We start from the raw sequence: 20422 nt of genomic DNA, 5'->3' as shown, positions 1-20422 counted from the left end.
AACTTTACTCCCCTAGATTTTCAAATGATGTCGCGTGCTATTCAGTTAGCGAAACGCGGCATTTACACCACAGCACCAAACCCGAATGTGGGTTGTGTTATTGTACAAACTGATGGCCAGATCGTTGGTGAAGGGTTTCACGCTAAAGCGGGTGAACCTCATGCTGAAGTACATGCCATGCGAATGGCGGGCAACAAAGCAAAAGGTGCGACTGTTTATGTCACACTAGAACCTTGTTCTCATTACGGTCGAACGCCGCCCTGTGCTGAAGGTTTGATTAAGGCTCAAGTGGCCAAAGTCATTTGTGCCATGCAGGACCCAAATCCAAAAGTTGCAGGTCGTGGTATTAAAATGCTGCGCGACGCCGGCATTGAGGTTGAAATCGGTTTATTAGAGCAAGATGCTCTCGACTTGAATCCTGCATTTATCAAGCGTATGCAAACGGGCATGCCATTCGTTCAGTTAAAGATGGCCGCTAGCCTTGATGGCCAAACGGCATTGGAAAATGGTCAAAGCCAGTGGATCACATCACCAGAAGCGCGTCGTGATGTTCAGAATTACCGAGCAAAGTCAGGCGCTGTACTATCAACTAGCCAGACGGTGACTGAAGACAACGCGTCGTTGAATGTTCGTTGGGCAGAGTTGCCAAGCAGTATCAAAGATCATTACGCTGAAGACGAGCTGCGTCAGCCGATTCGTGTGATTCTTGATCGTCAAAATCAACTGCGTCCTGAGCTCAAGTTATTCCAAACTCCAACATCGGTATTGAGAGTTGCTGAAGCGCCTGCTGATATTGAAGTCGGAACCACAGAGGCTGGTCAGCTCGATTTGCACGATCTGATGCGTCAATTACCTGCAAATCATATCGACCATATTTGGGTCGAAGCGGGCGCGACATTGGCAAAAAGCTTGATTGAAGAACAGCTGGTGGATGAGCTAATCCTCTATTTAGCACCTAAATTTATGGGTAGTGACGGACGAGGTTTGATGGGCGCATTAGGGCTCACTTCAATGTCTGATGTTATTGACCTAGAAATTAAAGATGTTCGACAGGTTGGTGTGGATATTCGCATCGTGGCTAAACCTATTATTACGAAACCTACTGTCGCGAAACCAATTGCGGCTAACCAATAGTCGCGCAGTAAATCGTGACGAAACCACTGTGGAAATAGTTACTCCAACTACATACGTGTCGTTGACAACAAAAAGAGTTTTAAAATGTTTACAGGAATTGTAGAAGCCGAAGGTACATTGAGTGCAATCACTCCCCGCGGAGAAGACATCACCGTAACGGTTAATGTTGGTAGTCTTGATATGGCTGACGTTAATTTAGGCGACAGTATTGCGACCAATGGTGTTTGTTTGACGGTTGTTGAGTATAACGACCATAGCTACAGTGCAGACCTTTCGCTTGAGACCCTGAACAAAACGGGTTTTGTGGACTACCAAGCTGGCGATAAGGTCAACCTAGAGAAAGCAATGCTACCGACCACGCGTTTTGGTGGTCATATTGTATCGGGTCACGTTGATGGCGTGGGTGAGATTGTTGAGCGTAATCAAGTCGGTCGTGCTATTGAGTTCTGGGTTGAAATGCCAGCAGAGATCTCAAAGTACGTGGCTCAAAAAGGTTCAGTCACCGTTGATGGTATTAGCCTGACTGTGAATGATTTACGCAAGAATGCCTTTAAGCTGACGATTGTTCCTCACACCTCTTCAGAAACCACCATTGATCAATTTAATGTTGGTCGTAAAGTGAATCTAGAAGTCGATGTATTAGCGCGCTACATGGAGCGTCTACTGCAAGGTCAGCAACAAGAGTCTGAGCCTGAATCTCGATTAACTATGGAATTCTTACAGCAGAATGGTTTTGCCTAATCGTTGATACAAAGTGTGTTAAGCGAGACTTTGTAAAGCGAAGCAATATCATCAGGTTTAAATAGTGTCGGTTCTAGGAAGCAGAACCATTTCAAAGGATATAGAACAATGCCAATTAGTACTCCTCAAGAAATTATTGAAGACATTCGCCTAGGAAAAATGGTTATCCTGATGGATGATGAAGATCGTGAGAATGAAGGTGATCTGATCATGGCGGCAGAACATGTCACGCCAGAAGCGATTAACTTTATGGCGATGTATGGCCGTGGCTTAATCTGTCTAACGTTGACCAAAGAGCGCTCAAATCGTATGGGCCTAGCGCCTATGGTTCAAGACAACAACGCTCAATACACGACGAACTTTACGGTTTCAATCGAAGCTGCTGAGGGCGTAACAACGGGTATCTCTGCATCAGACCGCGCCGTTACTGTTCAAGCGGCTGTGGCAAAAGACGCAAAAGCGGCTGACCTTGTTCAACCTGGTCATATTTTTCCTCTGACAGCGCAAGATGGCGGTGTTCTGACTCGCGCTGGACACACCGAAGCAGGTTGTGATTTAGCTCGTTTAGCGGGCTGTGAGCCAGCATCGGTTATCGTTGAGATCCTAAATGACGACGGCACCATGGCACGTCGCCCTGATCTTGAAGTCTTCGCTGAAAAACACGATATCAAATTAGGCACCATTGCTGACTTGATTGAATACCGCAACAATACAGAAACGACGATTGAACGTGTAGCACAATGCCATTTACCAACAGAGTTTGGTGACTTTGAGCTTGTGACTTACCGTGACACGATTGATAACCAGATCCACTATGCGATGCAAAAAGGCGACTTGTCTGAAGGTGCTCCTTTAGTGCGTGTTCACCTGCATGATACGTTTACCGATCTGCTTCACTCCGACCGCGGTACTGAGCGTAGCTGGTCGCTAGATAAAGCGATGAAGCGCATTGGCGACGAAGGCGGTGTGTTGGTTATTCTGGGTAACGAAGAGTCGTCTGATTCTTTGATCCACAAAGTGAAGACGTTCGAAGCGCAAGATAAGAATGAGCAACCTACCATGGCTAAGAAGCAAGGTACTTCTCGTCGTGTTGGTGTGGGTTCTCAGATTCTACAAGACCTAGGCGTTCACGATATGCGTTTGCTCTCTTCAAGCACCAAGCGTTACCATGCATTGGGCGGCTTTGGTCTTAACGTTGTTGAATACGTTTGCGAGTAGTCACTTGCATATGAGTTTGTAGCAACACAAATCAGTGATGGTACCGATAGCTCTTTTGGTAACCAACCAGACCAAAAGAGCAAAGTCGCTAAGCCAGATTTACAGCGAGTTAAACACATGAGTTTAGCGACTTGTTGTTCCATACGGTTGGGAGCAGCATTGCGTTACATCGTTACATCGTTACATCGTTACATCGTTACATCGTTACATCGTTACATCGTTACATATCCGGTGTCCTTTCTTCTAAATTAGCATTAGATATTGCTCACAGTTTTGTGCTAGAATCCGGCGATTCTCACTTGATGAAAATAGTTAAAGGAAGGCTTATGAAAGTGATCGAGGGTGGCTTCCCAGCGCCAAATGCAAAAATTGCTATCGTTATTGCTCGTTTCAACAGTTTTATTAACGAAAGTTTACTTTCTGGTGCAATCGATACTTTAAAGCGTCATGGACAAGTAAGCGAAGACAACATCACTGTTGTTCGTTGCCCTGGTGCAGTAGAACTTCCACTTGTAGCGCAGCGCGTTGCAAAAACGGGTAAGTTCGATGCGATTGTATCTCTTGGTACAGTAATCCGTGGCGGTACACCTCACTTTGACTATGTTTGTAGTGAATGTAATAAAGGTTTGGCACAAGTGTCTCTGGAATTTTCTCTTCCAGTAGCGTTTGGTGTTCTTACTGTTGATACGATCGATCAAGCTATTGAACGCGCAGGAACCAAGGCTGGTAATAAGGGTGCAGAAGCAGCACTTAGCGCACTTGAGATGATCAACGTTCTTTCTGAAATCGATTCCTAATGGGGGCCAGTGTGAAACCAGCCGCACGTCGTAACGCACGTCAATTTGCTCTACAAGCAATTTATTCTTGGCAAATTACTAAAGAAAATATTGCTACCGTTGAAGAACAGTTCTTATCTGGTGGTAAGTATGATGAAGAAGAGCATCATGCCGCAGAACCTGCTCTAGCTATGCCAGAAACAGACGTTGCATACTTCCGCGACCTACTAACTGGTGTTGCTCTTAGCCACATGGAACTTGATAGCAAGCTTCGTCCATTCGTATCTCGCCCTATGCAAGATCTGGATTTGATGGAACTAGCGCTTCTACGTTTAGCTATGTACGAGATGACTCGTCGTGAAGATGTACCATACAAAGTGGTTATCAACGAAGCTATCGAGCTTGCGAAAGTATTCGCAGCAGAAGACAGCCATAAGTTTGTTAACGGTGTGCTTGATAAAGCTGCACCGCACGTTCGTAAGAAATAAGACGTTCGTATAATGAATCTAAAGGTCAGCTTTCATGCTGGCCTTTTTTGTAACTAAATTTCTGTAATATCAATAATTATGGTGATTTGTATGAAGACTAAAGATAGGGCATGTGATGTCTGGCGAATTTAACCTGATTGAAAAATATTTTGTAAATCGACAACCACAACGTAAAGACGTACATCTGGCAGCGGGCGATGACTGTGCTTTGGTCAAAGCGCCAAATAATGTTCAGATTGCGATCAGTACGGACACCTTAGTGGCGGGCACTCACTTCTTAGCGGAAGCAAACCCAACTTGGGTGGCACACAAAGCCTTGGCTTCGAATATCAGCGATCTTGCGGCTATGGGCGCGACGCCTGCTTGGGTTTCGTTTGCGTTAACCATGCCTGAAGTCGATGAAGCGTGGCTTGCTCCATTTTGTGATTCTTTTTTCAAACTTGCAGACTACTTTGGTATTCAACTAATCGGTGGCGACACGACCAAAGGACCGCTGAGTTTAACGCTTACTGTGCAGGGCTTTGTGCCAGAAGGCCGAGCACTGCGTAGAGATGGCGCGAAAGTGGGTGACTGGATTTACGTAACGGGTAACTTAGGCGACAGTAAAGCAGGCCTAAAGGTGATATTAGACCCTGAACAGAACAAAGCTAAGCCTTATGCGTTAGAGCTTGAAGAGAGACACTATCTGAGCACTCCACGAGTTTTGGCTGGTCAGGCATTAGTGAACCTTGCTTCGTCTGCCATTGATATCTCTGATGGTGTTATTGCTGATTTGAAACACATCCTTAAGTGCTCTCAGGTCGGCGCAAGCATTGATGTGAGTGCATTGCCAATCTCTGCTGAATTACGTCAATTCTCTTCCGATATCGCTTCTGCGCAGCAGTATGCGCTCACCAGTGGTGAAGAGTACGAACTCTGCTTTACCGTGCCGGAAGAAAATAAAGGTTCCCTGGAAAGTGCTTTGTCACACACTGGAACAAAAGTCACCTGCATTGGCCAGATAAGACCTGTAGAATATTTCGAACTACACAATAATGGTGAGCCACTAAGCTGGAACTTAACTGGTTACGATCACTTTAAGGTTAATTGATGACAAATCCACTTTCTGCAATCTCTCTTAAAAATCCTTGGCATTTATTGGCAACAGGGTTTGGCAGTGGCTTATCGCCTATTATTCCCGGCACCATGGGCACGCTTGCGTCAATCCCATTTTATTTATTTCTGGTTCAGTTACCTTTTCCTATTTATGCCATTCTTGTGGTTGTGAGCTGCATTATTGGTATTAAAATATGCCAAGTGACCTCTGATGACATGGGCGTGCACGATCACGGCTCTATTGTATGGGATGAGTTTGCAGGCTTTTGGATCACCATGGGCCTAGTGCCGTTGTTGGGTATTCCTGTTAATGACTGGAAATGGCTATTCGCTGGCTTTGTTCTATTTCGTTTTTTCGATATGGTAAAGCCATGGCCAATTGGTTGGTTAGACAAGCGAGTTCACGGCGGTTTAGGTATCATGATTGATGATATTGTGGCGGGTATTATGGCGGCGATTTCGCTGTATGCCGTGGCATATTTTTCAGGCTGGCTCGTTTAAGAATCAATACCCAGAGAACGAACAATAATAGAGAAAAACAAGGAATTACAATGTCTAAAAAGGTTTACTGTATCGCTCAATTTCAGCCAAAAGAAGGCAAACTGAACGAACTGTTTGAGGTTTTAAAATCACTAGAGCCAAACACTCTGCGTGAAGATGGTTGTATTCAATACACAGTGACTCGTCACATCCAGAGCCCGTTTGCTGAAGGCCAGAGCTTCCCGATTGCTTTCAATGAGATCTGGGCGGACAACGAAGCGTTTGAAGCGCACTGCCAACGTCGTGAGATTCAACAGTTCTTCCAAGAGCAGTGTGTTGAAGAGACTGGCTTGGTTGAGAACTTCAATGTTGCTATCTACTCTGATGAACCAGAGAACTATGACGCACCAGTACTTAAGCCTTGTTGCTAAGCTTGGGCTATAAGGTTGGATAAGCGAAAGTTAGTTGAGCGAATAAGGTTTAGCTAACGAGTAAGCAGATACTAAAAAGGTTGACCTTAGAGCCAACCTTTTTTGTTTTGTAGCTTATGCTGTTTGCTGGTGAAAGCTATTTAGCAAGGTAGTCAGAGATAGACTTCTCAATACCTTTCGCATCTAAGCCAAGCTCTTCATGCAGCTCGCCTTGAGTACCTTGAGCAATAAACCTGTCTGGTAGACCAAGATTCAATACTGGCATCAGTAGCTTTTCTTGCATCAAGAATTCAATCACACCCGCGCCAGCACCACCTGCAATTGCGTTTTCTTCGATTGTCACAAGTACATCGTGCTCAGCAGCAAGTTGTTTGATCAGCGCTTCATCGAGGGGTTTCACAAAACGCATATCAGCCACTGTCGCATCGATAGCGTCAGCCATTTGAAGTGCACTTTCAAGGAAAGTACCAAAGCTCAGAATAGCGACTTTCGAGCCATCTTTTGCTTTTTCGCTTTCGCGAACGATACGACCTTTACCAATCTCAAGCGCAGTAAATTCACTTTGAATCTCTGTACCCATGCCATTACCGCGAGGGTAACGAACGGCACTTGGACCTGTGTGCTGGTGGCCAGTGTATAGCATTTGACGACATTCGTTTTCGTCGCTTGGTGCCATGATCACCATGTTTGGAATGCAGCGCATAAAGCTTAAGTCGAATGCACCTTGGTGTGTTTGACCATCTGCACCGACAAGACCCGCACGGTCAATCGCGAACATAACCGGTAGATCCATGATGGCAACATCGTGGATCAGTTGATCGTAGCCACGTTGTAGGAAAGTCGAGTAGATAGCCACAATCGGCTTATCACCCGCAATCGCCATACCAGTTGCTAGTGTCACAGCGTGTTGCTCAGCAATTGCTACATCGAAGTACTGTTCTGGGTACTCTTTAGAAAAACGTACCATGCCAGAACCTTCACGCATTGCTGGCGTGATCGCCATTAGCTTAGGATCTTGCGCGGCCATATCACACAGGAAGTCGCCAAAAATCTTAGAGAAAGTTGGTTTAGAGCTAGTGCTCTTAGGCAGACTTGAATGTGCAGGATCGAATTTAGGTACACCGTGGTAGCCAATAGGATCTTTTTCAGCTGGCTCGTAGCCTTTGCCTTTCTTAGTCATGATATGCAGGAACTGAGGGCCTTTAAGGTCTCTCATATTCTTCAGCGTCTTGATTAGCTCATTCACATCGTGACCATCAATTGGACCAATGTAATTAAAGCCTAACTCTTCAAACATGGTGCCAGGGACAACCATGCCTTTTAGATGTTCTTCTGTACGACGAACCAGCTCTTTAATCGGCGGAACGCCTGAAAGTACTTTCTTGCCGCCCTCACGAATTGACGTGTAAAGACTGCCAGAAAGAACTTGAGCTAAGTGGTTGTTTAGCGCACCTACATTTTCAGAGATAGACATCTCGTTATCGTTCAGGATAACCAGCATGTCATTGTGAATATCACCCGCGTGGTTCATCGCTTCGAAGGCCATACCTGCGGTAATCGCACCATCACCAATCACACTGACGACTTTACGATTCTTGCCTTCTTTCTTCGCACTGATCGCCATACCAAGTCCGGCACTGATCGATGTTGAAGAGTGACCAACAGAAAGCGTGTCGTACTCGCTCTCTTTACGCCATGGAAATGGGTGCAGTCCATCTTTTTGACGGATAGTCGATAAGCGGTCACGGCGGCCAGTAAGAATCTTATGTGGGTATGCTTGGTGGCCAACATCCCAAACCAACTGGTCAAAAGGTGTGTTGTACACATAGTGTAAAGCCACTGTTAGCTCTACCGTACCTAAGCCTGACGCTAAGTGACCACTTGACTGGCTCACTGAGTTAAGAAGATAGGTGCGTAATTCATCACAAAGCTGTTTAAGCGTCTCTTTTGGAAGTAGACGCAAATCCTCTGGCTTATCAGCCAAAGCAAGAGTTGGGTACTTTGATATATCAAGAGTCATAGGTAATGCGCGCTTATTGTCTTAGTTCTTGCGCTCGATGACGTATCGGGCGAACTCTTCGAGTAACTGGGTATTGTATGGGATTGCAGCCAAAGCTTGAAGCGCTTCCTGTAGCAGAGTTTGCGCTTTTTCTTGAGCGCCCTCTAAACCTAACAAAGAAGGGTAGGTACTTTTGTTCAAATCTTGGTCAGAGCCCTGTGGTTTGCCCAAAGTTTCGGTATCGCTAATGATATCTAAAATATCATCTTGAACTTGGAAGGCTAACCCGATTGCATCGGCGTACTTGTCTAATTGAGGCATCACTTCAAACGCTTTTTCGCCAGCAGCCAGAGCACCTAAACGAATCGCACTCTTCATTATAGCACCAGTCTTATTACGGTGAACTTCTTCTAACTCTTCTAGCGTGACAGAGCGGTTTTCAGCTTCAATATCAAGCGCTTGTCCAATACACATACCTTGTGCACCAGAGGCTTCTGCTAGGCGTTGAATCATTCGAACGCGATTGCTTTCCCCGTCAGCACTTAATGTGCCTTCCGCAAGTATAGTAAACGCGAGAGTTTGTAGTGCATCGCCAGTTAAAATTGCCGTTGCTTCATCGTATTTGATGTGACAAGTCTGATGGCCACGACGCAGTTCGTCGTCATCCATTGCTGGAAGGTCGTCGTGAATCAGAGAATAGGCATGAATACATTCGATTGCTGAAGCTGGAGTGTCGAGTTCTTCAGCGGTGCAACCGAGCATTTCCCCTGTAATGTAGACAAGAAATGGACGTGCGCGTTTGCCGCCTAAAAGTAACCCATAACGCATCGCGTTGATTAGGTTTTGGTTTTGGTGCGGCAGGCGACCAAGCCAAAGGTTCAGTTGCTCGTTATTACGTGCTTGATAAGACAATAACGTCTCGATCATAGGGGGTCTCATACAATTCGTTATTCAGGTTGTGGGTTAAAGTCACTCAGTTCTGCATTTTCATCATTTTGCATTAGGATACTAACACGCTGTTCAGCGTCGTTTAGTTTACTTTGACCAGCACGAGCGAGGGAGATGCCTCGTTCGAATTTTTTCAGCGCATCATCTAAAGCTAGATCACCATTTTCGAGTTGATCAACCAAGCCATCAAGCTCTTCGATAGCCGCTTCAAAGCTCATATTTTCAGGTTTCTTAGTAGCCATAATAAATCTGCGTTTGTAAAGATGAACGAACGTTACCTTAGGCCGTTGATATGGTCAAATGTAACCAATAAATTTTGCCAGAAAGTTCGTTTTTAAGAGGCTTCAAGCTACTTTTATCTAATAACCCTACCTTTATCGAGTTTATGACTGGCTGATAAGAGCAAAGCGGATAATAGTTGTGATCAAAAAACTAAAAGTGTGATACTTAGGCCAAGAATTTACTCAAAGATCTTATAGTCTGGCCGATAAGAAGATTATCGTCGACGTAGAACTACAAAAAAGCATGAGGAGTGCTCAGTGGATTTAGCAACCCTAATAGGTTTGATTGGTGGATTTGCCTTTGTAATCATGGCAATGATCCTAGGTGGAAGCCTCGGGATGTTCTATGACACCACATCCATTTTGATCGTGGTTGGTGGTTCAACGTTTGTTGTTCTGATGAAGTTCACCATGGGGCAATTCTTTGGCGCAACCAAAATCGCTGGCAAAGCATTTATGTTTAAAGCTGACGAGCCTGAAGATCTTATCGCTAAAGTTGTAGAGATGGCTGATGCAGCACGTAAAGGTGGTTTCTTAGCACTCGAAGAGATGGAAATCAGTAACAGTTTCATGCAAAAGGGTATCGATCTATTGGTCGATGGCCATGATGGTGATGTGGTGCGTGCGGCATTGCAAAAAGACATTGCGTTAACCACAGAACGTCACGAGCAGGGTGCGAAAGTATTTTCTGCATTTGGTGATGTTGCCCCTGCGATGGGGATGATCGGTACCTTGGTTGGTCTGGTTGCGATGCTTTCGAACATGGATGATCCTAAAGCGATCGGTCCTGCGATGGCGGTAGCACTTTTAACGACTCTGTATGGTGCGATTCTTTCGAATATGGTGTTCTTCCCAATCGCAGACAAGCTTGCATTACGTCGTGACCAAGAGACGCTCAACCGTCGCTTGGTAATGGATGGTGTGTTAGCCATTCAAGATGGCCAAAACCCACGAGTAATTGACGGTTACCTGAAGAGTTACCTGAACGAAGGTAAGCGTACTCTCGATGGTGAAACTGATTAAGGGGGAAGAATGAAGGTGGATGAAGAAAATCCATGTAAATGTCCTCCTCCCGGTTTACCTCAATGGATGGGAACATTTGCTGACTTAATGTCACTGCTGATGTGTTTCTTCGTACTGTTACTCTCATTTTCTGAGATGGACGTACTGAAGTTCAAGCAGATTGCCGGGTCGATGAAGTTTGCATTTGGTGTTCAGAACCGCTTGGAAGTTAAAGACATTCCGAAAGGGACCAGCATCATTGCGCAGGAGTTTCGTCCAGGTCGCCCTGAGCCGACACCGATTGACGTGATTATGCAGCAGACCATTGATATTACTCAGCAAACACTAGAGTTTCATGAAGGTGAATCTGAGCGCGCTGGCGGCACGATGCGTGACCAAGGAAAAATGACCGGAGGTAAGTCTCCAGAGGTGTCGACTCACGACAATCAAAATTCTGAGTCAGACCAACAACAGCAGCAATCTGAGGCTCAATCGCAAGAGATGGAAACCTTGATGGAAAGCATCAAGAAGGCATTGGAGCGAGAGATCGACCAAGGTGCGATTGAAGTTGAAAACCTTGGCCAGCAGATTGTGATTCGAATTCGCGAGAAGGGTGCATTCCCATCGGGTTCTGCTTTCTTACAACCTAAGTTCAGACCATTGGTTCGACAGGTTGCTGAGCTTGTTAAAGATGTGCCCGGTATTGTTCGAATCTCAGGACACACCGATAACCAGCGACTCGATTCTGAACTTTACCGTTCTAATTGGGACTTATCATCGCAACGTGCGGTGTCTGTTGCTCAAGAAATGGAAAAGGTGCGCGGTTTCTCTCATCAGCGTTTGATAGTACGTGGTATGGCTGATACTGAGCCTGTCGAATCTAATGATACGGAATGGCAACGTAGCCTCAATCGCCGCGTAGAGATCAGTATCATGCAAGGTAAACCGCTCTATAGCGAAGAAGTCCCAGCAATCGCTGAATAGCCTTTATCAAGAATATGTATCCCAAAGCCCAATCTTTAATAGGTTGGGCTTTTTCTTTGTTTGATACCCAAAGGTGTTTGTACCAAGCTGAGAAGAGAAGAAATGGAAGATATGAGCTTGGATGAAATCGAGACGGTAGCATGCTGCTAAGGTGAGTTTATTGATGGTGCCAAAGCACGCACTCTTTTCCTTGTTTAACTTTCTCATGTATAATTCGCGCCCTTAGATTTAATATTGATCTATTATTGCTTCAATAACCATGTGAAATGACCTTTTACGTGGTGATGAACCTACTAAAATTGTGAACCTTATTGGCGTGAAAGTACTATGAAATTTATTGTTAAGCCCCACCCGGAAATTTTTGTAAAAAGTGAATCGGTGCGTAAGCGCTTCACAAAGATTCTAGAGCGTAATATTCGTACTATTCTTCAGCGTCGTACTGAGTCTGTGGCTGTCTTCAACCGTCGTGACTACATCGAAGTGACGTCTGAGAGCGATAAATATTTTAGAGAGACACTCGAAGTATTGACGCAAACTCCGGGTATTCATCACTCCCTTGAGGTTCAGCAATCAGAATTTAAAGACCTGCACGATATCTACGAGCAAGTTCTTGAGCGTAGCCGTGGTCTTATTGAAGGTAAGACTTTCTCTGTGCGAGCTAAGCGTCGTGGTAAACATGACTTTACCTCTATCGAGCTAGAGCGCTACGTAGGTGGTGGTTTAAACCAGGCGGTTGACTCAGCAAAAGTAAAACTGAAAAAACCAGATATTACCGTTAAGGTTGAAGTCGAGAACGACAAGTTAAACCAAGTGATTGAACGTCATAAAGGCCTAGGCGGATTCCCTCTAGGTACTCAAGAAGATCTACTGAGTTTGATCTCTGGCGGTTTCGATTCTGGCGTTTCGAGCTACCTGCATATCAAACGTGGTTCTAAGGTTCATTACTGTTTCTTCAATCTTGGTGGTCCAGCTCACGAGATTGGCGTTAAGCAAGTTTCTCATTACCTATGGAACAAATACGGTTCATCTGCAAAGGTGAAGTTTATCTCTATCGATTTTGAACCTGTAGTCGCAGAGATCCTTGAGAACGTTGAAGACGGCCAAATGGGCGTTGTTCTTAAGCGTATGTTCATGCGTGCTGGTGGTATGGTTGCAGAGCGTCTCGGTATCGAAGCACTAGTAACGGGTGAAGCTCTTGGTCAGGTTTCTAGCCAAACGCTAACTAACTTGCGTCATATCGACAACGTGACGGACACTTTGATCCTTCGCCCTCTTATCAACTGGGATAAAGAAGACATCATCAACCTGTCTCGTAAGGTTGGTACTGAAGACTTCGCTAAAGTAATGCCTGAGTACTGTGGCGTTATCTCTAAGAAGCCAACAGTGAAAGCGAAGAAAGGCAAACTAGAATCGGAAGAAGCTAAGTTTAACTTCGAAGTGCTGAATCAAGTGATCGAGAACGCTCGTATTATGGATATTCGTGATATCGAGAAAGAGAGCCAAGAACAAGCACCAGAAGTGGAGCAAGTTCAAGCTATTGCTGAGCACGCTGTTGTTCTAGATATCCGTAGCCCGGACGAAGAAGACGAAAGCCCACTAGAGATCGATGGTGTTGAAATTAAACACATTCCGTTCTTCAAGCTTTCTACTCAGTTTGGTGACCTAGACCAATCGAAAGAGTACTTGTTGTACTGTGACCGTGGTGTCATGAGCCGTCTGCAAGCGCTTTACTTGCAAGAACAAGGCTTCCACAACGTTAAGGTTTACCGCCCATAGTGGTGTGTCGACTAACCGTTAATAATTTAGCAAAGCCGCTTACTGAAAAGTAAGCGGCTTTTTTATTTTCTATTGTGAATGACTTACAGTAGTCAGACAGAGGCGTGATTTTTGGCGTGCTATCGTCGTGCTCAGATCTGAAATTTTTGATTGATAGAAATAGTGAGTTCTAAACGGGTTTGTACTTGACTGAAGAAGTGTGAGTATTTTGAAGCACTCTGTTACTTTTCAGTGCAACTCAATGGTTCTATTTGTATGTGTTCAGTTGATTATTTGAGTGGGTGTCTGATTCTGTGATTAGCAAAGAAAATAATAAAGATTAATTAGCACAGCTATTGATAAACTTATTGTTATTTACCTTGGGCATAAAAAAACACCGCCTTAAAGGCGGTGTAAACCAATTTGACAGACAGGTCAAAATAAATACAGGAAGAATATGCCTCGTTTCAGTAATGAACTGCAACAAAACATTTGGTAGAACTCTACCCAACTCGAAAAGTACGAGTTTGCAAACACAACATCGCAGGAGCTAAACCAATTGATTCTGGAGAGAATCAAGCCGTTCAGGCTAGCTGCTGCGGGATGAAATATAGAATTTCTCTGGCCGCTAGGCAATGGACAAATTATAATGTTTCAGATAAAAAAAACTAATGCCTATTTAGAGAGTAATTATGTCTCGTCGATTACCCCCATTAAACTCCTTAAGAGTGTTTGAAGCCGCGGCTCGACACTTGAGTTTTACGCGTGCCGCAGAAGAGTTATTTGTGACTCAAGCTGCGGTTAGCCACCAGATCAAAGCACTTGAAGAATTCTTGTCCTTAAAGCTTTTTCGCCGAAGAAACCGCTCTTTGCTGTTGACTGAAGAGGGACAAAGCTATTTCTTAGATATTAAAGATATCTTCACTTCTTTGGCTGAGGCGACAGACAAGGTGCTTGAGCGAAGCGAGAAGGGCGCATTGACCATCAGTTTACCGCCAAGTTTTGCTATTCAATGGTTAGTACCAAGACTGGCTGACTTTAATCAGCAAGAGCCGGATATCGATGTGCGAATCAAAGCCGTGGATATGGATGAAAGTTCCCTGACTGATGACGTAGACGTGGCGATTTACTATGGGCGAGGCAATTGGTCGGGGCTTAGAGCCGATAAGCTTTACCAAGAATACTTGATTCCTCTGTGCTCACCGTCGGTGTTGCTCGGAACGAAATCATTAGAATCTCTAAGTGATTTAGCGTCTCATACGTTATTGCACGATACCTCTCGAAAAGATTGGAAACAGTTTGCCAAGCAAAATGGCATCGATGGCGTTAACGTTAACCACGGTCCTATCTTTAGCCACTCGACCATGGTATTGCAAGCCGCTGCCCATGGGCAGGGTATTGCTCTGGGGAACAACGTGTTGGCGCAGCCTGAAATCGAGGCCGGTCGCTTGTTGGCTCCATTTGATGAAGTGTTGGTTAGTAAGAATGCCTTCTATGTGGTGTGTCATGAGAAACAGGCCGACATGGGACGTATTGCGACCTTCCGTGATTGGATGCTAGCGAAAGCACAAAGCGAACAAGAGGACTTACTCGATGAGTAACCTAATTATTGATGGTGAAGACAATCCAGTAACTTTTGCCTTCGCGCACGGCGCAGGTGCCGGCATGGAGCATGAGTTCATGCAGTGGGTTGCAAAAGGGTTGGCGCTTAAAGGAATACGAGTTATTCGTTTCAATTTCCCTTACATGATTAAGCGAGCTGAAGATGGCAAGCGTCGTCCACCTGACAGAGCCCCTAAGCTGCTTGAAGCTTACCAAGAGATTATCGATCAGGTTGATGCCGACAAGCTTGTTATTGGCGGAAAGTCGATGGGAGGACGTATGGCGAGTCACTTATCTGAACTGGATAAGGTGGCTGCGATGGCGTGTTTGGGTTTTCCCTTTCATCCTCCAGGCAAACCAGAGAAATACAAAGGTGAGCATCTTGCTGAGTTAGCAAAGCCGTGTCTTATTCTACAAGGCGAACGCGATACCTTTGGTAAGCGTGAAGAGTTCGCTGATTTCGATTTGTCGGATTCAATTCGTGTTGAGTTTATTCCCGATGGCGATCACAGTTTTAAGCCACGCAAGAGCTCTGGTTATACAGAGCAACAGAACATAGCCTTAGCCGTCGAGAAGCTATCTGCGTTTATCAAAGAGGTGCTCAATGAGAAGTAAGTATTTACTCACTATCGCGGGCATTTCTGGTGCGATTGCCGTAATGCTTGGGGCATTTGCCGCGCACGGTTTGAAAGCTATCTTGCCTGAGTACCTTTTGGGTGTGTTTGAGACAGGTGTTCAATACCAATTTATCCATACGCTCGCGATATTGGCGTGTGGTGCTCTGCTGCAGATGAAACTTGGCGCTAAATCACAAAAATATTTTTTCATTGCGGCAATTTGCTTTATCATCGGCATCCTTTGTTTTAGTGGCAGCCTTTATGGGCTAGCACTGACAGGAATAAAATGGTTTGGCCCTATAACACCGTTTGGTGGTCTACTATTTATCATTGGTTGGGGAGTCTTCTCCTTCGCTGCTTTGAATATAAAAGAGGTAACTCAGTGAAACACGTACTACTTTATTGTCGCTCTGGTTTTGAAAAAGAATGTGCTGGCGAAATTCAAGACAAGGCAACACAACTGGAAGTGTTTGGTTTTCCTCGCTTAAAGAGCAATACAGGCTTTGTATTGTTTGAATGTTATCAAGCTGGCGAAGCCGATAAGCTGATCAAAGAAGTTGATTTCCAATCACTGATTTTTGCTCGTCAAATGTTAGCGGTTGCTGTTGAAATCAAAGATCTTCCATCAGAAGATCGTATCTCTCCTATTCTTGAGGCGCTTTCTGAGAAAGAAGGTTTCCCACGTTGTGGTGATATCCGTATTGAAACGCCAGATACCAATGAAGCGAAAGAGCTTTTGAAGTTCTGTCGTAAGTTTACCGTGCCGATGCGTCAAGCAATGCGTGGTAAAGGCCTGATGACTGCGAAAGATAACACTAAGAAGCCAGTGCTTCATTTATGCTTTATCGCACCGGGTCACTGCTTTGTTGGTTACTCTTACCCAACTAACAACTCACAGTTCTTCATGGGTATTCCTCGTTTGAAATTCCCATCAGATGCGCCAAGCCGTTCTACATTGAAGCTAGAAGAAGCATTCCACGTATTCATCCCTCGTGATGAGTGGGACGAGCGTTTGGCTCCGGGTATGTGGGGTGTAGATTTAGGTGCCTGTCCAGGTGGTTGGACTTACCAATTAGTTAAGCGTTCTATGTTTGTTCACTGTGTCGATAACGGCATGATGGCAGGTAGCCTAATGGAAACGGGTCAAATTAAGCACCACATGGTGGACGGCTTTAAGTTCGAACCTGACCGTAAGAACGTGACGTGGATTATCTGTGACATGGTTGAGAAGCCTGCTCGTGTTGCTCACTTAATGGGTGAGTGGATAATCAAAGGCTGGGCGAAAGAAGCCTTGTTCAACCTTAAGCTGCCAATGAAAGGTCGCTACGATGAAGTGCTGCAAGATATCGAGAACCTAAAACAGTTCCTTATCGATAACAAAGTTAAATTCAAAATGCAGGCGAAGCACCTATATCATGATCGCGAAGAGATCACGGTTCATATTCAGTCGCTTTCGAATATCTCACCGTACTAATTGTTAGCGCAGTGAAGAGTGACTGATATCAGTCATTAATCGGTTGATCAGTGGCCAATAAAATGCTCTTTTATGGGGCATTTTTTGTATCTATCGTTTGGTTATCGTCGCTGATTTTTGGTTTAACCTCTACGATCGTCAGTTAAAAAAGCCGTAAGAGATCGAGACTTACGGCTACCTAATTCAGGGGTGAGACGAAGAAGGATTTAATTAATAATTCAGCGGCAAAACTAAGTAAGTTTTACAACCAGAACATCTTAGCTAAAAGTGATTTTATTAAAAGTAAGTGAATGTAAGTAAAGAATGTAAATGATAAGAATTATCATTCAAAGTGTGTAATATTCACGTCTCCTCCCTTGATTCTATAAACTATAAAAACACAATATGAAACTTAAAGCATTATCAGTGGCCGTTGCGGTTGCCTTGACTTCATTTACTGCCCTTGCTGCAGACGAAACAGAAACCGTTGTCGTTATCGGTTCCGCTCTTGATCAACTTGTTCAGACAGAAATCAATTCAGATATCCTTGAAAAGAAACAAGCATCGGACATCAAAGACGTTCTGAACACCATGCCTAGCGTAACGGTAGACGGAAACGCACGCTACTCTCGAAAAGTATTTGTACGTGGTATGGAAGATAAATTTTCCGTAGTGACCATTAATGGTGCTCGTCAAGAAGGTCAGCTATTCCACCACTCAGGCGACCAAGCGATAGACCCTGCAATGCTTAAACGCGCTGAAATTGAACTCGGTGGTAACTCTGCACTATCTGGATCAGGTGCGATCAACGGTTCGTTTAGCTACGAGACGAAAGATCCGAGCGACCTTCTTAAGCCAGGTGAAAGCATTGGCGCTCGAGTAAAAACAAGTTACCAAACGGCTTATGAGCGCTTCGCAACCAACGTAGCTGTATACGCAAAAGTGAACGACAAACTGCAGTTCATGGGTATTGCTAATTACTCAGAAGATGGTGACCTGCATATTCCCGATCAGAAAGCGGTAACCTCAAAGCAGGGTGAGCTGAAGTCAGGCTTAGCTAAGGTTGTTTTCATCCCCAATGACGCCAACGAATTTAAACTGACGTTCAACCGATACAGCGATGGTGGTAAGCGTCAGCTTTCTGGTGAGAAGGCCGGTGCACTGTATGCTGACGACGAGCACAACTACCACTCACTAAACCGCGATACTGTGACTCTTCAGCACGAATACGATGCAGGCAGTGATTTGGTTCATCTGAAAACTAACGTCTACTATAACCGTCAGTACATGGATCGTGAAGCGCTTGTTGACACTGCTTGGGACAAAGACGCGAACGGCGATTGGATTAAAGACGGTACAATTGCTATTCCTGATCGTGAATACAACGTGACAACCATCGGTGGGGACATTCGTAACATTTCTTGGGTTGGCGAGCATGAGCTTACTTACGGCCTTGATGGTTACAAAGCTGAGCAATGGATTGATGCTGGAGATGGCGTTTATCAAAGTGGTTCAAAGCAAGGCGAAACCAAGAAGTACGGTATGGATGGTGGCACGGTTACTGCGTACGGCCTTTACGTGCAAGATATGTATGAGTTCAGCGATTTCCGCTTAACCACGGGTCTGCGTTACGACGTTCATAAGCTAGGCGGCGTTTACTCTGGTGATTTTGACCAGTTGTCTCCAAAGTTCAAGGGTGAATACCAAACCACGGATAACCTAAAACTTTGCGTTGGTTATGGTCGTCTGTTTAAAGGTGCATCACTGCCAGAAACGCTAACGATGAAAGCTGCACCTGATGTTGATCAGTCAGATACGAAGGCGATGACCGGTAACAACTACGAAGCGGGCTTTGATTACGAACTGACAAGCTTACTTGCGGCGGATTACGCTATTCTAGGTTTCACGGCTTATACCTACAACCTTGATAATCAAATGCACCCAACCAAGAACAACTCAACATTAGCTAACCAGTATGATGTTGAAGTTTGGGGTGTTGAAACGGTATTAAGCTACCAGCTAGATGCGTTAAGTGTTTACGCTAACCATTCATACTCAGATGGCGAGCAAAAGAGCCTGAAAAATGGCAAGACAAGCCACATGAATAAAACCGGTATTCATAACTTCAAGGCAGGTTTTAACTACAGCCTAAACAGTGAGTTTGTGTTTGGTTGGGATTCTCGCTTTGTTCCTGGTAATGATTACACGAACGAAGATGGTGAACAGATCAAACGTGCAGGCTTCGGCACACACAATATTTGGGCTGCTTACACGCCAACATTTGCTAAGGATCTAGAGATGAACCTTGGTGTTGATAACTTATTCGATAAGAAATACGCAGAGCACACTGGCTTTGGTATCTCTTGGGGTTCAGATAAGTACACCAGCTACGAAGCAGGTCGTAATTTCAAAGCCTCAATCGCTTATAGCTTCTAATCCACTCTTTACTGCAAGTCATTTTAGAAATAGAAGTTAACCAGTATAAGCGACATGTTTCGCCTTAACTGAAACCAAAAAAGCCTTAGTTCAGACTAAGGCTTTTCTACTTTCGAATGACTGCGTTTCTAACAGTTTGATTTATAATCGATCTATTTCTAACGGTTAGCTTTTTAGCGATTAAGATAGTAACGTCGAATTAAGACACCGCTTCGTAGCGGATATCTTGCAGATTAAAACCCAAATCGATGTCTGTTTTGAGTGCAGAAACGAGCTTACATACGCGAGCCGAATCGATATGCTCATCGAACTTCTTACGATACTTTTGCGGTAGGTCTTCAGCTAAGAATGCCGCTTCAATATCTGGGTACGTGGTTAGGATCTCCTTTGCCGCTTTTGGTCCAACTCCTGGAATGCCCGGAACTTGGCTTGAGCTTACGCCAGTTAATCCCCAGTAATCAGCAAGTTGTTCAGGTTTAACGCCAAATTCCGCTTCAATGAAAGGCTTATCTAACCAACGATGTTGGAAGTAATCACGGATCTGTAGCGTTGGTGATAGTAGTTGGCAGTAGCCTTTATCAGTAGAAATGATCGTGACCTTTTCACCGTGGTCAGCCACTTTCTTCGCGAGTGTGGCTACTAGATCGTCTGCCTCATCGCCGTCTGAAAGCAATGAATCAATACCGAGTTCCCACCATGCTTGTTGAATCGCATCGAGCCCTTTCATTAAAGGCTCTGGCATTGGCTTGCGGTTTTGCTTATAGGCAGGCAGTACCTCAGCTCGCCAGCCTCGATCTTGTAGGTGATGATCAAATACCGCGATGATGTGCGTGGGTTGTGATTCGTTTAGGATTCGGTTGAGCGTGCGCGCTGTTGTGGTGATGGTTCTTGCAATATCGGTTGGATCCGGCTGAACAGAGTGCACGCGTCGGATGAGGTTTAAGGCATCGATAATAACAAGATGGATAGACATAAGTTTCCA

The 20422-nt window shown here is 44.8% G+C and carries 20 protein-coding genes; 16 read left to right on the top strand and 4 right to left on the bottom strand.

What is annotated here, in order from left to right; all coding sequences use genetic code 11:
- Positions 1–24: 24 nt before the first annotated feature.
- The 8 genes from ribD (at position 25) to ACMAZD_RS13805 (ending at position 6363) form a co-directional block, all read left to right on the top strand.
- Positions 25–1134, top strand: coding sequence for a bifunctional diaminohydroxyphosphoribosylaminopyrimidine deaminase/5-amino-6-(5-phosphoribosylamino)uracil reductase RibD (gene ribD / locus ACMAZD_RS13840; RefSeq protein WP_435249382.1), 1110 nt, complete (start codon positions 25–27; stop codon positions 1132–1134).
- Between the two features lie 84 nt (positions 1135–1218).
- Entirely contained in the window at positions 1219–1875 is a 657-nt protein-coding gene (locus tag ACMAZD_RS13835; RefSeq protein WP_435247652.1) for a riboflavin synthase, read from the top strand.
- Positions 1876–1983: 108 nt separating this feature from the next.
- Entirely contained in the window at positions 1984–3093 is a 1110-nt protein-coding gene (gene ribBA, locus ACMAZD_RS13830) for a bifunctional 3,4-dihydroxy-2-butanone-4-phosphate synthase/GTP cyclohydrolase II (RefSeq protein ID WP_017060784.1), read from the top strand.
- A 326-nt stretch (positions 3094–3419) separates the two neighbouring features.
- Positions 3420–3890 carry a 6,7-dimethyl-8-ribityllumazine synthase gene (gene ribH / locus ACMAZD_RS13825; RefSeq protein WP_004734398.1) on the top strand — a complete coding sequence of 157 codons (471 nt, stop codon included), beginning with the start codon at positions 3420–3422 and terminating at the stop codon, positions 3888–3890.
- Positions 3890–4357, top strand: coding sequence for a transcription antitermination factor NusB (gene nusB, locus ACMAZD_RS13820; RefSeq protein WP_004734399.1), 468 nt, complete (start codon positions 3890–3892; stop codon positions 4355–4357). The genes ribH and nusB overlap by 1 nt, the downstream gene beginning before the upstream one ends.
- Positions 4358–4472: 115 nt before the next feature.
- Positions 4473–5447, top strand: a complete 975-nt coding sequence (thiL, locus tag ACMAZD_RS13815; RefSeq protein WP_435247651.1) for a thiamine-phosphate kinase — start codon at positions 4473–4475, stop codon at positions 5445–5447.
- Positions 5447–5953: a phosphatidylglycerophosphatase A gene (gene pgpA, locus ACMAZD_RS13810; protein WP_435247650.1), complete on the top strand. Its 507-nt coding sequence runs from the start codon at positions 5447–5449 to the stop codon at positions 5951–5953. Before thiL ends, pgpA begins: the two co-directional genes overlap by 1 nt.
- A gap of 50 nt (positions 5954–6003) precedes the next feature.
- Positions 6004–6363, top strand: a complete 360-nt coding sequence (locus ACMAZD_RS13805) for a putative quinol monooxygenase (protein ID WP_102437309.1) — start codon at positions 6004–6006, stop codon at positions 6361–6363.
- Between the two features lie 136 nt (positions 6364–6499).
- Here the strand turns inward: ACMAZD_RS13805 and dxs are convergent, their stop codons facing one another.
- The 3 genes from dxs to xseB are packed head-to-tail and all read right to left on the bottom strand — an operon-like array spanning position 6500 to position 9552.
- The gene (dxs, locus tag ACMAZD_RS13800) at positions 6500–8383 is read right to left on the bottom strand and encodes a 1-deoxy-D-xylulose-5-phosphate synthase (protein ID WP_435247649.1); all 1884 of its coding nucleotides are present in this window, start codon (positions 8381–8383) and stop codon (positions 6500–6502) included.
- 21 nt (positions 8384–8404) lie between these two features.
- A complete protein-coding gene (ispA, locus tag ACMAZD_RS13795) occupies positions 8405–9289 on the bottom strand; it encodes a (2E,6E)-farnesyl diphosphate synthase (RefSeq protein WP_435247648.1) in 885 nt (294 codons plus the stop codon).
- A 20-nt stretch (positions 9290–9309) separates the two neighbouring features.
- Positions 9310–9552: an exodeoxyribonuclease VII small subunit gene (gene xseB, locus ACMAZD_RS13790; protein ID WP_435247647.1), complete on the bottom strand. Its 243-nt coding sequence runs from the start codon at positions 9550–9552 to the stop codon at positions 9310–9312.
- Between the two features lie 297 nt (positions 9553–9849).
- Between xseB and pomA the strand changes: the two genes are divergently transcribed.
- The 8 genes from pomA to ACMAZD_RS13750 all read left to right on the top strand — a co-directional run bounded on the left by pomA (position 9850) and on the right by ACMAZD_RS13750 (position 19440).
- Positions 9850–10614: a flagellar motor protein PomA gene (pomA, locus tag ACMAZD_RS13785; RefSeq protein ID WP_102437315.1), complete on the top strand. Its 765-nt coding sequence runs from the start codon at positions 9850–9852 to the stop codon at positions 10612–10614.
- 15 nt (positions 10615–10629) lie between these two features.
- Complete coding sequence (locus ACMAZD_RS13780; RefSeq protein ID WP_435249381.1) at positions 10630–11577, top strand: flagellar motor protein MotB; 948 nt, start codon at positions 10630–10632, stop codon at positions 11575–11577.
- 327 nt (positions 11578–11904) lie between these two features.
- Positions 11905–13353 carry a tRNA uracil 4-sulfurtransferase ThiI gene (gene thiI, locus ACMAZD_RS13775; RefSeq protein WP_435247646.1) on the top strand — a complete coding sequence of 483 codons (1449 nt, stop codon included), beginning with the start codon at positions 11905–11907 and terminating at the stop codon, positions 13351–13353.
- Between the two features lie 671 nt (positions 13354–14024).
- The gene (locus ACMAZD_RS13770; protein ID WP_435247645.1) at positions 14025–14933 is read left to right on the top strand and encodes a transcriptional regulator GcvA; all 909 of its coding nucleotides are present in this window, start codon (positions 14025–14027) and stop codon (positions 14931–14933) included.
- A complete protein-coding gene (locus ACMAZD_RS13765) occupies positions 14926–15549 on the top strand; it encodes an alpha/beta family hydrolase (protein ID WP_435247644.1) in 624 nt (207 codons plus the stop codon). Before ACMAZD_RS13770 ends, ACMAZD_RS13765 begins: the two co-directional genes overlap by 8 nt.
- Complete coding sequence (locus tag ACMAZD_RS13760; RefSeq protein WP_065103071.1) at positions 15539–15937, top strand: DUF423 domain-containing protein; 399 nt, start codon at positions 15539–15541, stop codon at positions 15935–15937. The genes ACMAZD_RS13765 and ACMAZD_RS13760 overlap by 11 nt, the downstream gene beginning before the upstream one ends.
- Positions 15934–17025 carry a 23S rRNA (cytidine(2498)-2'-O)-methyltransferase RlmM gene (gene rlmM, locus ACMAZD_RS13755; protein WP_435247643.1) on the top strand — a complete coding sequence of 364 codons (1092 nt, stop codon included), beginning with the start codon at positions 15934–15936 and terminating at the stop codon, positions 17023–17025. Before ACMAZD_RS13760 ends, rlmM begins: the two co-directional genes overlap by 4 nt.
- A 384-nt stretch (positions 17026–17409) precedes the next feature.
- Positions 17410–19440 (top strand): TonB-dependent receptor plug domain-containing protein, encoded by a 2031-nt coding sequence (locus tag ACMAZD_RS13750; protein WP_435247642.1) that lies wholly within the window; start codon positions 17410–17412, stop codon positions 19438–19440.
- 199 nt (positions 19441–19639) lie between these two features.
- Here the strand turns inward: ACMAZD_RS13750 and xni are convergent, their stop codons facing one another.
- Positions 19640–20413, bottom strand: a complete 774-nt coding sequence (gene xni / locus ACMAZD_RS13745) for a flap endonuclease Xni (protein WP_435247641.1) — start codon at positions 20411–20413, stop codon at positions 19640–19642.
- Between the last annotated feature and the right edge of the window lie 9 nt (positions 20414–20422).

The organism is Vibrio sp. nBUS_14, from assembly GCF_051201655.1.
Lineage (GTDB): Bacteria > Pseudomonadota > Gammaproteobacteria > Enterobacterales > Vibrionaceae > Vibrio.
The sequence above is the reverse complement of the archived record's forward strand: the minus strand, read 5'-3'. Positions and strand labels throughout refer to the sequence as shown.

Coding starts and splice junctions, on each gene's coding strand:
- ribD (WP_435249382.1), top strand. CDS start 25: ATGATGTCGCGTGCTATTCAGTTAGCGAAACGCGGCATTTACACCACA.
- ACMAZD_RS13835 (WP_435247652.1), top strand. CDS start 1,219: ATGTTTACAGGAATTGTAGAAGCCGAAGGTACATTGAGTGCAATCACT.
- ribBA (WP_017060784.1), top strand. CDS start 1,984: ATGCCAATTAGTACTCCTCAAGAAATTATTGAAGACATTCGCCTAGGA.
- ribH (WP_004734398.1), top strand. CDS start 3,420: ATGAAAGTGATCGAGGGTGGCTTCCCAGCGCCAAATGCAAAAATTGCT.
- nusB (WP_004734399.1), top strand. CDS start 3,890: ATGGGGGCCAGTGTGAAACCAGCCGCACGTCGTAACGCACGTCAATTT.
- thiL (WP_435247651.1), top strand. CDS start 4,473: ATGTCTGGCGAATTTAACCTGATTGAAAAATATTTTGTAAATCGACAA.
- pgpA (WP_435247650.1), top strand. CDS start 5,447: ATGACAAATCCACTTTCTGCAATCTCTCTTAAAAATCCTTGGCATTTA.
- ACMAZD_RS13805 (WP_102437309.1), top strand. CDS start 6,004: ATGTCTAAAAAGGTTTACTGTATCGCTCAATTTCAGCCAAAAGAAGGC.
- dxs (WP_435247649.1), bottom strand. CDS start 8,383: ATGACTCTTGATATATCAAAGTACCCAACTCTTGCTTTGGCTGATAAG.
- ispA (WP_435247648.1), bottom strand. CDS start 9,289: ATGATCGAGACGTTATTGTCTTATCAAGCACGTAATAACGAGCAACTG.
- xseB (WP_435247647.1), bottom strand. CDS start 9,552: ATGGCTACTAAGAAACCTGAAAATATGAGCTTTGAAGCGGCTATCGAA.
- thiI (WP_435247646.1), top strand. CDS start 11,905: ATGAAATTTATTGTTAAGCCCCACCCGGAAATTTTTGTAAAAAGTGAA.
- ACMAZD_RS13770 (WP_435247645.1), top strand. CDS start 14,025: ATGTCTCGTCGATTACCCCCATTAAACTCCTTAAGAGTGTTTGAAGCC.
- ACMAZD_RS13765 (WP_435247644.1), top strand. CDS start 14,926: ATGAGTAACCTAATTATTGATGGTGAAGACAATCCAGTAACTTTTGCC.
- ACMAZD_RS13760 (WP_065103071.1), top strand. CDS start 15,539: ATGAGAAGTAAGTATTTACTCACTATCGCGGGCATTTCTGGTGCGATT.
- ACMAZD_RS13750 (WP_435247642.1), top strand. CDS start 17,410: ATGAAACTTAAAGCATTATCAGTGGCCGTTGCGGTTGCCTTGACTTCA.
- xni (WP_435247641.1), bottom strand. CDS start 20,413: ATGTCTATCCATCTTGTTATTATCGATGCCTTAAACCTCATCCGACGC.